Raw genomic sequence first — 14837 nt, forward strand, 5'->3', positions numbered from 1 at the left:
AGCTGTGAGTGAAATTAAAGTACCTGCAATGGGTGAGTCAATAACTGAGGGAACTGTATCCAGATGGATGGTTAAAGAAGGGGATACCGTTAATCAGGGTGATGTGCTTCTTGAACTGGAAACGGATAAAGTAAATATTGAGATCAGCGCAGAAGAAAGTGGCGTGCTGGAGAAGATCATTCGTCAGGAAGGAGAGACGGTTGTGATCGGTGAAACGATCGGTACACTCTCAGCTGGTTCTGGAGGAGGAAGCGGTGCACCCGCTTCCGAACCAGCAGCTGAAGAGAAAAAGGCCGTTACTCCAGCACCTGAAGCTCCAACACCACCACCAGCACCTGTTGCGGCAGCACCGGAGTCATCCGATAGTGCCAAGACGGCTTCACCGTCTGCCCGTAAGCTTGCACGTGAACGTGGTATCGAACTGGATCAGGTTCAGAGCAAAGATCCGATTGGACGGGTATACCAGGATGATGTGAAGAGCCATAACAATCAGGCGCCTGCACCTGCTGCTCCACCTGCGAGTAAAGCTCCAGCAACACCAAGTGCGCCGGCAGCTGGAAGTTCTACCTATACCAAACCAGTGGAGCGTCAGCGGATGTCTCGCCGTCGTGCAACCATTGCGAAACGTCTGGTAGAGGCTCAGCAGACAGCAGCCATGTTGACTACGTTTAATGAAGTTGATATGACTGCGATCATGGATGTACGTAAACGCCGTAAGGACAAGTTCAAAGAGAAACATGAGATTAACCTGGGCTTCATGTCCTTCTTCACCAAAGCGGTTGTGGGGGCTCTGAAAAAATTCCCTACAATTAACGCAGAGATTGATGGCGAAGATGTTGTACTCAAAAAGTATTATGATATCGGCATCGCCGTATCTGCGAAGGAAGGACTGGTTGTACCGGTTGTGCGTGATGCAGATCGTCTGGGCTTTGCCGAGATCGAGAAGAGCATTGCGGACCTGGCATCCAAAGCTCGTTCCAACACGCTGGCGTTATCTGATCTGCAAGGTGGAACGTTCACCATCACCAATGGTGGAACATTTGGTTCCTTGTTGTCTACGCCAATTCTGAATACACCTCAAGTGGGTATTCTGGGGATGCATAAGATCCAGCTTCGTCCAGTGGCGATTGATGCAGAACGGATGGAGAACCGTCCAATGATGTACATCGCGTTGTCCTACGATCACCGGATTATCGACGGTAGTGAGGCTGTTCGCTTCCTCGTAACCGTGAAAGAACTGCTTGAAGACCCGGAATCCCTGTTAATTGAAGGTTAATCCATAACGTTTGATTATAGCTATTATTCATATCGCTTAACAAGAAAACCCCTGAACTGGAGCGCAGCGTGAGCTGTACATCCGATTCAGGGGTTTCTTTTTGCTCTTGATATGTCTCCGAGTCTATTATATAGAGTCAGCCGTCTCGGTAGGGCTCACCGGACTAGGGTGAGTATTCGAGCCAGGGGTATTCCGCTCTAGCCAGCTCACAACGTGCTGGGCTACTTCTGTTCGGTTAATCTCATGCAGCATTTCATGGCGTCCATCCGGATACAGGCGATACTCAATATTCACCAGCTGAAGTTTCTTATACTGCGAGACCAGATTAAGAACGCCTTTGCCATGAAGTCCGACAGGGTCCTTCTCACCTGAGAACAGGTATACGGGTTTGTGTTTGGGTATGCGCTCCATATTGTGTGGAAGATGGACTTCAAGCAGCAATTTGAAGAAGTCGCGGAAAAAGCCTGCTGTACAGACTGCTCCGCACAGGGGGTCATCAATGAATCGCTGAACCTCTTGTGAGTCCCGGGACAACCAATCAAACGGTGTCGTTGCAGGGCGGAAAGAGCGATTAAATCCACCAAATACAATCGCGTTGAGCAGCATGCTGGGGTGGGTAGCCCCCTGAATGCCGCATTGTAAAAAGGCGAGTTTCTCTCCAAACCGGAGCAGACCGCGTCTGCCGTTTGTCCCGGATAAAATAAAGGCATGGTACTGCTCATGACCAGCGTACATGAGATGTTGTACCAAGAATGAGCCCATGCTATGTCCCATTAGAAATAGGGGCACCCCAGGATTCTCTTTGGCGGCTACTTCGCCCAGATTGATCATATCACTCGCCATCCAGCGGAAGGCATCGATACCAGCATTACCAAGCAACTTGGCATTCTCCACAGTTTTGCCATGACCCCGATGGTCATTGGCATAAACCGCATAGCCATTTTGGGTAAGGATGTCGGCAAATTCGGCGTATCGGGCTGCTGTCTCGCCCATGCCGTGTGCAATTTGCACTACACCTTTAACGTTGCGTTCCGGATCGGGAAGCCAGCGGTACACATGAATACGGGTACCTTCACTAGCGACCAAGGCAAAGGTAGATTCCTGCATCTCGTGTAATTCCTCCTTCACAGGTTACATATAAGCTTGATTTAGGGCAGATAAGAGCGAAGAACAGTGGTATTCCCGTTCAATGTATAAGAACCCAGATTGGCTGGCAAGAGATAACATTGTCCAGCTTTCAATTCAATGCTGTCTGATTCAGCATGTGCCCACTCCAAAGTTCCTTCTCCTTCACAGACAACGAGAATCGTGAAGCTGTCAGGATTGGTGGCGAGTTCCCACCGTTCAGTCACAATTCCTTTTTCCACCACAAAATAAGGGCATTCCGCAAGCTTGAGCCATTCACCAGGAGTAGCGTTATTTGTTTTCATCGTTGAGGCACCTGCGCCCTCATAGGCGGTGACATTTAATGAGTCTTCAACATGCAACTCACGTGGTTTGCCATCCAGCCCTGGACGATTATAATCGTATATCCGGTAGGTCGTATCCGAGTTTTGCTGAATCTCAGCGACAACAACACCTGCGCAGAGCGCATGCACTGTTCCAGCAGGGATAAAGAACGTATCACCAGCTTCTACAGGTACCTGACGAAGGGTATCCATCACCGTGCCGTTTTCCAATGCTTCTTTTAATGTTGCCCGATCAACGCCTTCATTCAAGCCATAGATGATGTGTGCGCCCGGTTTTGCATCAAGTACATACCACATTTCTGTTTTGCCAAGCTCGCCTGGAGGAAGTGCCTCATACTCGTCTGTTGGATGAACCTGAACGGACAGGTCATCGTTGCAGTCAAGCAGCTTAATCAGAAGGGGGAAACGGCCGCCTTTTTCAGAGACACCTTTGGTTCCAAGCCATTCGGTGCCCAGTTGTTCACGAACTTCATCCAGACCCTTGCCAGCCAGTGCTCCATTTAATACCTTGGTTGTACCGTTGGGATGATCTGCAATCATCCATCCTTCTCCGATATGTCCTTCAGGGGGCGTAAGGCCGAATTGCTCCAGCGCACGACCGCCCCACACACGTTCTTTGAACTCAGGTTGGAATTGTAATGGGTATGGCGTAGACATCAGTAATCTCTCCTCTAGTATATGAAATGGTGGATCGCTTTAATCAGTCATGGGCATGTAGTCGCCATGAGCAAACAAGTGAATACGTTTGCATATGTAGATGTAGAACACAGATCGCAGTAAGAACAAGCCGTTAATAGCTCGCCTTGCGATTGTGTCTAGTTTATTGTATTTGGTGAACAAAGGAAATTATTTTTTCTCGATTCCGATCAGAAAAGGAGAAGTTTCTCGCTGCAATTGGCGATAGATCACAACCTGTGCCTGTTCCACCGGCAGGGCAGAGGACCAGTCCAATACAGCTTCTGCTTCCTGTGCCCCTCCGTCATGACCAGGGTAGAGGACAACCGTAATGATGCCGCGAGGACGTAATAAAGCGAGTGCGGCTTCGAGTGCAGCGATTGTGCTGTCTGTCTCGGTGATGATGGAGGAATCTGCACTTTCTGAAGGCAGGTACCCCAGATTGAACATAACTGCACCAACCGTACCAAGCCATGACTCAGGAACTGCTTCTGCCATTCGATCATGGCTTAGTTGAAGCATGGAGATGGAGCCAAGCTTGGCTTCATCATTTTGTTTTCGAATCCGGGCCTGTGCCAGCGTGAGGGCTTCACTTTGAATATCGAATCCAATGACTTGACCACGCCGGCCAACTTGTTGTGCCAAAAATAGTGTGTCTGCTCCTGTACCCACCGTTGCATCTATCGCCAGATCACCTGGCTGCAGACGGGAAGCAATCCACTGATGCGCACAGCTGAGAACCGAAAGAAAGCCCATCTATGCTCGCCTCCAATACTTACCTTGCCATGAATCCCGCTCTCGCAGCTCACGATCAATGGAGTTTAACACTTCCCATTTGTTCATGGACCACATCGGTCCAATCAACAGATCACGTGGTGCGTCGCCTGTAAGACGGTGTACGATCATTTCCGGTGGAAGCATCTCCAGTGTATCTACGATCAGCTTGATATACTCGTCCTGATCCAGAAAACGTAAAAGACCAGCTTCGTATTGCTTCACCATTGGTGTTTTGCGCATCAGATGCAGCAGGTGAATCTTGATTCCCTGTACATCCATATTGGCAACTGCCCGTCCAGTGTCCAGCATCATCTCATGTGTCTCTTGAGGCAGACCATATATGATATGTGTGCACACACGTATATTCCGTTTGCGCAGTTTCTCAACCGCTTCTTCATAACACTTCGTGTCGTGCGCGCGATTAATCAATGTTGATGTGGAATCATGGATGGTTTGAAGCCCCATCTCAACCCACAGGTAGGTGCGCTCGTTCAGTTCAGCCAAATAATCAACAACGTCATCTGGCAAACAGTCCGGGCGAGTGGCGATGGACAAACCAACAACACCGGGTTGCTCAAGAATTTCTTCAAAATATTCGCGCAGCTCCTCAACCGGAGCATACGTATTCGTATAGGCTTGGAAGTAGCCAATATAATGGGCTTTAGGCCACTTGAGGTGCTGTTTATCTCGAATTGTATTGAATTGGGTGACCAGATCTTCACGTCTGCTGCCAGCAAAATCGCCTGATCCACGCGCACTGCAGAATGTGCAACCACCTTTGGCAATGGAACCGTCGCGGTTGGGACAGGTGAATCCAGCATCCAGCATCACTTTGAAAACCTTATTGTTAAATTGATCTCGCATCTCATAATTCCAGGTATGGAATCGTTTATCTCCCCACAGGAGAGGGGACTGTAATGCAGGTGCATTCATCTTCAGGGTACTCCTTTGGCTGTCGAATTACCGTAATCATACGTGAACAAAAGAAGAAGCGCTATGCGATTTCCGTCATAGACGATGGATAGCGATTATAGGTGTCTTCATGAACTTTTATCATTGTATCAAAAAACTAAAAAAAAAGGGAATCGAAACGCAAAAATAGGCCGTAAAATCAAGGTTTTCTCCTTGCTATAGTTTACACCTTATGTTATATTTAAATCAGCGTCAGACACCATCTAATGGGTATTATTCATCATAGCATTTGAATCAACGTTGACGTCATGGACCATACTATACCGTGAGGTGATATGAATGAATTCCCAAGTTAAAAACAATGAGTTGAATCATGTGTCTGTTGAATTGACGGCAGAAGAAGCACTGGCTTTAACAGGTGTTCGTTTTAATGGAAATCCGAAAGTGAAAGCGGCTGCAAGACAAAAAGTTCGCGATGCTTTCGAAAAGACATTTGATTTTTCACACCAAGATAAGGTAGACTATGAACTACTAAAGTAGTTGGACCCCAATTCCAAATAAATCGAAGAGGGAATCTTTGAGATTTGCCCAAAGTGGCAGATCCGAAGATTCCCTTTTCATTGCTCTTTACAATTTGCCAGTTCTTCGGCAAAATAAGTCTGAGACAAGTATGGGACAAACGGAGGAATAAAATGCGTTTACGTGGCAGAAAAGGGATAAGAGAAAATCTGGAGCAACAAGTTGATCTTGTTGTACTGGACCCCAAGCAACATAAAGGAAAATGGTCTGAACTGTTTGGCAATGACCATCCGATCTTCGTGGAATTTGGTATGGGTAAAGGTCAATTTATCAGCCAAATGAGTTATAAATATCCGGAATTTAATTTCATCGGTATTGATATGTATGATGAACTGGTGCGTCGTGCCAGTGAGAAAGCTCGTAATGCGTGGAGTCAGGCTGATGTGGAGACACCCCCTAACCTGAAGCTTGCGCTGGCAAATATCGAACAGATCGAAGAAGTTTTTGAACCGGAAGAACTGGAGCGCATTTATTTGAACTTCAGTGATCCTTGGCCAAAAGCAAAGCATGCACGTCGTCGGTTGACGCACCCGCGCTTCCTGAAGAAATACACGGAATTGCTTAATCCCAAAGGTCAGATTCATTTCAAAACCGATTCGGAGACGCTGTTTGATTTCTCACTCAACGCCATTGCCGACTTCGGCCTGCAAATGACCAATATTTCTTTGAATCTGCATCGTGATGGTTTGAATGAAGAACATGTGATGACGGAGTACGAGCAGAAATTCATGGGTAAAGGTATGAACATTCACCGGGTTGAAGTGATTGTGGGTGAAGAGGCCCTGCGTGAGTATCAGCAGACACGTCTGGACAAGTATAAAGTTCGTGAAGCTTCGGATGAGTCTGGCGAAGATCAGGAACAGGAATAAATCGAAATCTAACTTAAACTCATTAAAGAAGAGCGACACATGAGGTGAATGATTCATTCTCATAGGTCGCTCTTTTTTTGCATAAACAATCCATATGCATTACTCCATAAACTCAAGTCTGGTATGGTATGATTTCAAAAGTTCTCTGAATGAAATTCTTTGCGGCGATAATCGTTTGGTGTAACACCATTGAACTTTTTGAACATGCGATAGAAGTATGAACTGTTGGTGAATCCGGTTCTCTCGGCAATGTCGGCAACGGAGTTCTCCGTCTCCACCAGCAGATGCTGGGCCTTGGCTATTCGGGTCTCGTTAATCACGTCCGTGAGCCCTTTCAGGGTGAGCTGTTTGTAGAGCCTGCTTACATAGATGGGCGACATGCCCAACTCATCTGCGATAGAAGTTAGACATAGATTGGGGTCCGCATAGTCCCGCTCAATAATGCCATTGATTTTACGAATCAATTCTTCGTGCTTCAGCGTACGTTTCTCCTCGACTTTGGAACCAAGCTCATCAAACATCCGATAGAAGTGTTCATGTACTTCACTGATGTCTTCCGCGTCTTTGACAGGCAGCATTAGACCATCCGAGACTGAATCAAGCGTGAGTTGATTATTCTTCTTGAGGGTATTTCGTACATGGTTCAGTGTCATCGTCAGATGGGATAAAGCTAGCTGGAAGACGGTAAATGGATATGCGGCTGTCTCGCCGACGATGTCTGCATAGACTTGTTTTGCTTCTCGCGTCTTACCTGTCATTAGATGATCAACAAGCTGTCTTTCCTTACCTGCTGGGAATGCGTACTCCTTGGTGTGATAAGCCATGATGTCAGAGGTATAGATCAGACAGCCCGGTCCCATGAACAAACGATGAAGTGAGGCTTCGGCTGATCTGGTGTAGGATGCAATACTGTCTTCCAATGAATCTTCTTCCGTGCCGATCGTACAGGAGATGGAGCATTTCAAATGGGTCATTACAGCTGCCTGCATCATACGTAGCAGCTCTTCGATCCGGTTATGAGCAGGTTGCTCAAGTTCATGGCTTTCCGCTTTTTCATTGAAGATGAGTGTGATCAGATCACCGCCCATGTCCACAGCTTCCGCATTGTAGTGGAGATCGGCTGTCTCGGTGCAGATGTTCATCATGGCGTATTTTACAAGTTGGGTCTCATCACGATACGTTTCGCTGAATTCGGTAAAATGGTCAATACGCAGTAATACCAGTCTGGATGCACGCTGAACATCAATGGAGGAGCCGTAGAACTTCATCCGTTCTTCCAGCATACCTCCAGTTACTGTTTCGCGGCCCTGTAGGGCCCCTCGTAGAAAATCCTGCCGTAACAAATGAAGACTGCCACGTCGCTCTGCTTCCATCACACGTAAACGAACAAGCACCTTATCAATAGGGTGATATAGTTTTCGGGACACAAGGTAAGAGAGCAGCAAGCCTGCGAAGAGAAGTCCAACACAAAACAGAACGGTATGTGTGCGCATACTCCGTATATCTGAGGTAATCAGATCATAAGGTGTTATTCTCACATAACGCCAACCCAGATCATCGGGAGCGGTATAGGTGATGAGCGATTTTTCTCCGTCGACCTTCTCGGTAAAGTAAGCTGATTGCTCCGTATCCTGCATAATTGGCTTCATAAAAGCTTCGCTGGAGAGATTTTTCATCAATGCACGGTCGCCAAAGTCAGATAAAAGGTCTCCATTCTCATTCACGATAAAGGTTTTGCCGGGTTGATCCACAGCATTCATATTTGGACTGAGCCAATCATCCTTGATATTAACGATGACAGCATAGTTTAGCTTCGCGTTATCATTAATTGTGTCATAACAGAGATAGGTGTAGCTGTTAACCTCTGTTGCTTCGGTAGAGCCGACCTGATATGTACGCGGGATGGGCACAAAAGGTTTATAGTCATGGAAGCGTTGGAGGATGCTTGTAATCCCCTGATCATCGATCTCCGAGATGGACTGCTGCCCATTGCGCACGTTGGAACTGATATAGAATTCATTACTTTTGGAGTTATATACATAGATGGATTCGATAAAGGGAAGGGACATACGGTAGTTGTCTAGCTGCTCCATCGCCGATGTGATCTCATAGATATTTGGTTTGGAATAAAGCAGTAATGAAGAGATGGTGTAGTCCTGATAAATCTGATATGACAATGATTTCGCAGTCTCGGTCATTTTGGCCACTTCACGGCTGGTTTGAGTAAGACTGTTCATATCTGTACGATACACCTGGCGAAGAGCAATCCGATTATAGTTGACGTACAAAATAGAAGAAGCCACAAGTAAGGTAGCGACGGTACTGATAATAATGCCGATCAGAATCCGTGTGAAGACCTTCTGACTGTCCTCTGAACGTTTACGCATTCTGTTTCCCCCTCAGACCTCCTATTTTGGGTGAACAACATAGAATTTCATATACATATGTGAGGCTTCATATATCGATGTACAGAAGAGCAAGAGTAACTTGAATTATATATTATGTATGCGTTTACATCAATGCTGGACAGGCCATTTTGCCTGTTTTCTCTACATAAAGTTCAACTTTCGCTGGATTGTTCACTAGGTGTAGCCTATGCACGATATCAACATTTGTGAACGGATGTGTGTGAATGTCTGTTCATTTCATGGTTCGTTCATTTTGTTCATAGTTCATTTCGCAGAATCGTTCATTTTCTGAAGGGAAGCTTCAGTATCCGTGAGTGAAGAGAGCATCTACAATAAAAAGAGAGCTCCACCACGCAGCACCGCAAGAAATTCGGGAGGGATCGAGCCATGCTCAAAGAATTGAACAAAAACAAAATCATGTTTCTGATGCTGTTGCCCACGCTGATCTTTTTTCTGATTAACTCGTATTTTCCGATGGTCGGCATCTATTATGCGTTCACCCGGTATGATTTTGAAGGCGGATTATTTGGTAGTCCATTTGTCGGTCTGGAGAACTTTAAGTTCCTATGGCAATCCGGAATGTTGCTGAAGCTCACAACCAATACCGTGGGTTACAATCTCGCCTTCATTATATTAGGAAACGGTCTGGCGATCTTCTGTGCGATCATGCTTAGCGAGATCCGGGGCAGGTTATTCAAAAAAATCACGCAATCCGTCATGTTCTTGCCGTATTTCATCTCATTTGTACTATTAAGTGTAATCGCTTACAACATGTTCAACTACGAGTCGGGTTTTGTGAACACGGTGCTCAAACGTTTTGAGGCCGGCCCGGTCGACATTTATAACACACCCTGGATCTGGGTGTTCCTGATCATCATCTTTTATCTATGGAAAAATCTTGGATACAGCATGGTCATCTATCTGGCCGCTATAACGGGTATCAGTGACGAGTATTATGAAGCTGCCCGAATCGACGGGGCGAATATATTTCAGCGGATCTGGTACATTACGGTACCCATGCTGAAGCCAACCTTTGTCATCCTGCTGTTGTTCTCGCTCGGCAGCATTATGAAGGGGCAGTTTGACCTGTTCTATCAACTGATCGGTAACAACGGGGTGCTGTACAATGCTACAGATATTATTGATACGTATGTGTATCGTTCACTGAAAGTAACGTTTGATATCGGGATGGCAACGGCTGCTGGTCTGTATCAGTCCTTGTTTGGATTCATTTTGATCATGACCGTCAACTATATTATCCGCAAAGTAAATGAGGACTACGCCTTGTTCTAGAACGCCCGCAGGGCAGGAGGGAGAACGATCATGAACACGCCAATGAATACTCACACTCGTACGAATACTCGTCTCAGAGATTCGGAATTTACTTTCATGTTTCAACTGATTTCCTACAGCTTCATCATCATTTTATCGATCATGTGTCTGCTACCGTTTCTGCTGATTCTATCCGGTTCATTCAGCAGCAACGAGTCCATTGTGAGGGATGGTTATCACCTCTTTCCAACGGACTTTTCCCTGGAAGGTTACAAAATGGTTTTTACATTCCCTACAAAGGTACTTAAGGCTTATGGGGTAACGGTCTTTACAACGGTGGTGGGGACTACGCTTGGGCTGTTCCTCATCACGATGGCCGGATTTGTGCTCCAGCGTAAGGATTTTAAATATCGGAACACGTTCTCGTTTTTTATCTACTTCACAACCCTGTTTGGTGGGGGACTTGTGCCTTGGTACATTATGTTGGCGAACTACTTCAATCTCACAGATACGTACACCGTACTTATTTTCCCGGGGTTGATGACGCCATTCCTCATTATCCTGATGAAAAACTTCATTCGCTCGGCAGTGCCGGATGAATTGATTGAGTCCGCCAAAATTGATGGAGCGAATGACTTCCGCATCTATTTCAGCATTGTGTTGAAACTGGCGATGCCTGGTATCGCCACCGTAGGTCTGTTCTTGGCACTCGGTTACTGGAATGACTGGTTTACCTCATCCCTCTTCATTAACAACCCGGATATGTACCAACTTCAATTTTATCTCTACAACACGATGAACACGATTACATTCATTGACCAGATGGCGATTGGCACAGGGATCACACTCAGTCAGGATGTGCCTACCGAATCAACCAAGATGGCAATGGCCATCGTTGTAACGGGACCGATTTTGTTCCTGTATCCGTTTGTACAACGTTATTTTGTTAAAGGACTCACCATTGGTGCAGTGAAAGGTTAGAACGTGAACGCGCTGTGGGCGTCAGGCCATTGACATCATTTCAGGTCTGAAGCATGGCGAGTCTGCGCTAACATATAAAGGTTCACCACAAAAAGGGAGGATGCGTATGCGTAACAAAACAATTCGGCACCTGTCTCTGGTACTTGCCCTGATGTTGTTCGCCGGGGTACTTGCCGCATGTAATAACGGTTCGGGGGGATCGACGCAAGGAAGCGAGCAGGGAGGAACATCCGAGAACAAAGGAGAGAAAGTGACGCTCCAATTTTACATGCTTGGGGATGCTCCCAAAGATCTGCCTGTCATTGAATCCGAGATCAATAAGTTGGCGGAGGCTGATCTGAACGTCAATGTGAAATTCAACTACACCTCCTGGACCGACTGGGATCAAAAATATAAACTCCTGCTGTCTTCCGGACAGCCGATCGATCTGATCTTCACAGCGGATTGGACATTCTACCAGTCCTATGCCAAGAAGGGCGCGTTCCTGCCACTGGATGAAATGCTGCCTACAGCAGCGCCGGCGCTGAAAGCTCATGTACCTGATGACATGTGGAATGCTGTCAAAATCAATGACAAAATCTATACTGTTCCATCCACTTGGATTGAGTATGTAACCGAGGGGATTGCGTACCGTGAGGACTTGCGCGAGAAGTACAATCTTCCGAAACCGGAATCCTTGGAGACGCTCGAAGCGTATCTGGAGGGCATCAAAGCCAACGAACCCAATATGATTCCGATTGCGGATAGCAATGCCAACCATACCCATGGTATTCGTCAATTGACATCCAAGCTGGTTAATACGGCAGGTCAACTTCCATATGGACTGGATATTATGTATGACTCACCATCGACCGTGACGTCCTACTGGGGATCCGCGCAACACCTGGAAGACCTGAAAACATACAAACGCTGGATGGATAAAGGCTTTTTCCCGAAAAACGTACTGAATGTAAAGGATACTTCCAACTCATTGCTGCAAAATGGAAAAGCGGCTGTTGTTCTGTCCGGGGAGAACCCGAACAAATTTAATGCAGATGTTATCAAGGTGCAGTCTACTCATCCAGATTGGAAACTGGCTTATTTCCCGTACCCGAATGCGAAAGGGTTTGCACAACCGGTTCACCCGATCCACAATGGTTTTGCGATTCCGCGTAGCAGTAAAAACCCGGAAAAAGCATTGGCATTTTATGAGAAACTGGTGACAGACAAACGATATAATTGGTTGACTGAATACGGCGTTGAAGGCAAAAACTTCGAGGTAGATAATGGATACTACAAAATGGTCGGAGATGCACAAACCAACGGCTTCCCGCGTGAAGGCATGAATGGCTGGGCTTGGCGTAATTCGGAATTCATGCTCTATGATAAAACCTTTGATGATGTCCTGACCATGTTTGAAGATCTCGACAAAATCAAGAAGCCGGATATTTATACCGGATTTGCTGAAGACTGGACACCGTACCAAGCCGAGAAGGCTGCATTGGAACAAGTGGAAAAACAATATCTGTATCCGCTTAATGTAGGTTTGGTGGCAGACGTAGAGGCTGGATTGAACACATTTATGGAGAAGGCTAAACAAGCAGGATTGGAAAAAATTCAGGCAGAATACACCAAGCAGTGGCAGGAGTACTTGAAGTCTACAGGCATACAATAGTTTGTACTTTCCTTCATAAAGAAAAGGTGCCTTCTGATTCGAAGGCACCTTTTCAATGTGGTTGCAGGCTTGTTTGAAGCCGTTGGTTAGAGGCATGATTGGACGAAGAATGCGGGAAGCGACATCCTAATGGGATAAATTCATAAACGGGCCTCTTCTGCGGATGAAGGACGAACGTCCTCCAGCAGATCAATAATACTTTGAGCGCTCTGCATTGGATGAACCTTGGCGATTTCCGCCAGATGACGTTTGCGTTTACGTACAACATCCGGGTAGTGATGCAACAGCTTGTTCATCCATTTAACCACTACGTCGGGCGAAGTTATGGGTTCTCCCAACCCTCTTGCCGTAAAATAATGGACGTTTTCTTCTTCCTGACCAGGAATAGGGTTGTGGAACAACATGGGAATTCCTTTGGCCAAGCCTTCACTGCAAGTCATTCCCCCAGGTTTGGTAATCAGAAGGTCGGATACTTCCATTAATTTGTCCACTTCGTTGGTGTATCCCATAATGTGAATGTTTTCTTTGCGATACATGGGGTTCTGTTCCATGCTGATCCGTGTTTTATCGTTGCGACCGAGACAAAAAATGATTTGAATATCTTCATGCCAGCGTGTCAGCAGCGGATGGACCAGCTTGTCGCTGAGCATTCCCCAACCGCCGCCCATCACCAGTACAGTAGGCATGTTCTTGAGGTTAAATCTGCTTCGGATCTCTTCTCGCCCGGGATGCTCCCAGAAATTTGGATGCACCGGAATGCCCGTGACTCGAATGTTTTCTGCAGGTACGCCTCGTAGCATTAGTTTGGACTTAACCTCATCTGAAGAAACCAGATAAAGGTCTACTTCACGGTTAATCCACGTCCCATGTGCATCATAGTCGGTGATGACTGTGCATAGGGGAACCTGTACACCCAGACGCTTCAGTCTGGATATGACAGCACTTGGAATCGGATGTGTACAGACGATCGCATCGGGACGTAACTGGCGCACAACGCTACGTGTGTGTGTATAGAACAGTTTATGCAACGCCAGTGTTGTCAGCCTGTTCAATGATTTTTTATATTGGTGTCTGTATACGTATCCGAAAAGTTTGGGTTGGTTGGTAACCGTTTTTTTGTATGCTGTTATAATCAGAGGTGCAACCTTTGGATTTAAGAAACTTCCCAGTTCAAGCACTTTTGTCTGCACGTCTGGCGAGAGCTTTCGCAAATTGCTGGACAGTGCATAGGCGGCTTGAGTATGACCCGTACCAAAGCCTTCAGATAATAGTAATACTCTTTTTTTCTCCACGCTTGCTTCACCTGTTCCTGCTAGGTTTTTCTGAGTCTAACATATCGGCTTTAAGACCAGAATGCAACTGTTGCAAGTGCGACTAAAGTACCTATTGTGGCACCCGCCAGAACATCGGAAGGATAGTGTAACCCCAGATAAATTCGAGAGAATCCGACAATAAGGGCCACAGGCAACAATATTAGCAATAAGATTGGATCAGTGGTCATAAAGGGAACTGTGACCGAAAAAATGGCAGTTGTGTGCCCTGAAGGAAACGAGTGATCCGTCAGGGGATTACGGAACGTAATTGTATCCGGTAAGGCCAGATAAGGTCGAATGCGGGGATACAATTTTTTCGCGATAGCTACAGGGATGTGGCTGACCGCAAGGGCGATACATGCCTGGAGTCCTGTTGTGCTCCATGGAGCTGGAGCAAGCAGCCAGATTAACAACGATATTGCAATAGATGAAGTTGCTCCACCCAGATGGGTGAAATAATACAGCCAAAAATTCATAAAACGATTATGAAGTCGGCCGTTGATCCACATAAAAACATTTCGATCATAATCTTGAAACTTTAAGAATAAACGGCTCATATTGGCCTCCTGCCAGTCAGGCCGCCCGTAATGGCGGCATTATTTCCGGTGATTTTCTGCATCCGGTTTCGTCCTGATTAGTATATAACCGTTTT

13 protein-coding genes are annotated in these 14837 nt (G+C 46.4%); 6 read left to right on the plus strand and 7 right to left on the minus strand.

Features of this window, described 5'->3' with window-relative positions; genetic code table 11:
• Positions 1-4: 4 nt before the first annotated feature.
• Positions 5-1276 carry a 2-oxoglutarate dehydrogenase complex dihydrolipoyllysine-residue succinyltransferase gene (gene odhB / locus AC1DE7_RS02040; protein ID WP_076252469.1) on the plus strand — a complete coding sequence of 424 codons (1272 nt, stop codon included), beginning with the start codon at positions 5-7 and terminating at the stop codon, positions 1274-1276.
• A 126-nt stretch (positions 1277-1402) separates the two neighbouring features.
• Here odhB and AC1DE7_RS02045 read toward each other — a convergent pair whose 3' ends face one another.
• The 4 genes from AC1DE7_RS02045 to mnmL all read right to left on the minus strand — a co-directional run bounded on the left by AC1DE7_RS02045 (position 1403) and on the right by mnmL (position 5130).
• Entirely contained in the window at positions 1403-2383 is a 981-nt protein-coding gene (locus AC1DE7_RS02045; protein ID WP_477533643.1) for an alpha/beta fold hydrolase, read from the minus strand.
• 41 nt (positions 2384-2424) lie between these two features.
• On the minus strand, positions 2425-3402 hold the full coding sequence (locus AC1DE7_RS02050; RefSeq protein ID WP_339307605.1) for a type I phosphomannose isomerase catalytic subunit: 978 nt from the start codon (positions 3400-3402) through the stop codon (positions 2425-2427).
• A gap of 189 nt (positions 3403-3591) precedes the next feature.
• Positions 3592-4176 (minus strand): tRNA 5-(aminomethyl)-2-thiouridylate-methyltransferase MnmM, encoded by a 585-nt coding sequence (gene mnmM / locus AC1DE7_RS02055; RefSeq protein WP_036610195.1) that lies wholly within the window; start codon positions 4174-4176, stop codon positions 3592-3594.
• Complete coding sequence (gene mnmL, locus AC1DE7_RS02060; RefSeq protein ID WP_036669734.1) at positions 4177-5130, minus strand: tRNA modification radical SAM protein MnmL/YtqA; 954 nt, start codon at positions 5128-5130, stop codon at positions 4177-4179.
• A gap of 318 nt (positions 5131-5448) precedes the next feature.
• Here mnmL and AC1DE7_RS02065 point away from each other — a divergent pair, with 318 nt between their 5' ends.
• Positions 5449-5649 (plus strand): hypothetical protein, encoded by a 201-nt coding sequence (locus AC1DE7_RS02065; protein WP_036610190.1) that lies wholly within the window; start codon positions 5449-5451, stop codon positions 5647-5649.
• Positions 5650-5801: 152 nt separating this feature from the next.
• A complete protein-coding gene (gene trmB / locus AC1DE7_RS02070) occupies positions 5802-6557 on the plus strand; it encodes a tRNA (guanosine(46)-N7)-methyltransferase TrmB (protein WP_076252463.1) in 756 nt (251 codons plus the stop codon).
• Between the two features lie 134 nt (positions 6558-6691).
• Here the strand turns inward: trmB and AC1DE7_RS02075 are convergent, their stop codons facing one another.
• Positions 6692-8944, minus strand: coding sequence for an AraC family transcriptional regulator (locus AC1DE7_RS02075; RefSeq protein ID WP_477533644.1), 2253 nt, complete (start codon positions 8942-8944; stop codon positions 6692-6694).
• A 408-nt stretch (positions 8945-9352) separates the two neighbouring features.
• Here AC1DE7_RS02075 and AC1DE7_RS02080 point away from each other — a divergent pair, with 408 nt between their 5' ends.
• The 3 genes from AC1DE7_RS02080 to AC1DE7_RS02090 all read left to right on the plus strand — a co-directional run bounded on the left by AC1DE7_RS02080 (position 9353) and on the right by AC1DE7_RS02090 (position 12872).
• The gene (locus tag AC1DE7_RS02080; protein ID WP_017689672.1) at positions 9353-10258 is read left to right on the plus strand and encodes an ABC transporter permease; all 906 of its coding nucleotides are present in this window, start codon (positions 9353-9355) and stop codon (positions 10256-10258) included.
• A 96-nt stretch (positions 10259-10354) separates the two neighbouring features.
• The gene (locus AC1DE7_RS02085; protein ID WP_373865007.1) at positions 10355-11218 is read left to right on the plus strand and encodes a carbohydrate ABC transporter permease; all 864 of its coding nucleotides are present in this window, start codon (positions 10355-10357) and stop codon (positions 11216-11218) included.
• Between the two features lie 100 nt (positions 11219-11318).
• The gene (locus tag AC1DE7_RS02090) at positions 11319-12872 is read left to right on the plus strand and encodes an ABC transporter substrate-binding protein (protein WP_477533645.1); all 1554 of its coding nucleotides are present in this window, start codon (positions 11319-11321) and stop codon (positions 12870-12872) included.
• A gap of 140 nt (positions 12873-13012) precedes the next feature.
• Here the strand turns inward: AC1DE7_RS02090 and AC1DE7_RS02095 are convergent, their stop codons facing one another.
• Together AC1DE7_RS02095 and AC1DE7_RS02100 are read right to left on the minus strand one after the other, a co-directional pair.
• Positions 13013-14164 carry an MGDG synthase family glycosyltransferase gene (locus tag AC1DE7_RS02095; RefSeq protein WP_076327057.1) on the minus strand — a complete coding sequence of 384 codons (1152 nt, stop codon included), beginning with the start codon at positions 14162-14164 and terminating at the stop codon, positions 13013-13015.
• 50 nt (positions 14165-14214) lie between these two features.
• A complete protein-coding gene (locus AC1DE7_RS02100) occupies positions 14215-14742 on the minus strand; it encodes a phosphatase PAP2 family protein (RefSeq protein ID WP_017689668.1) in 528 nt (175 codons plus the stop codon).
• Positions 14743-14837: the final 95 nt, after the last annotated feature.

This window comes from Paenibacillus sp. 10L310, assembly GCF_056395745.1.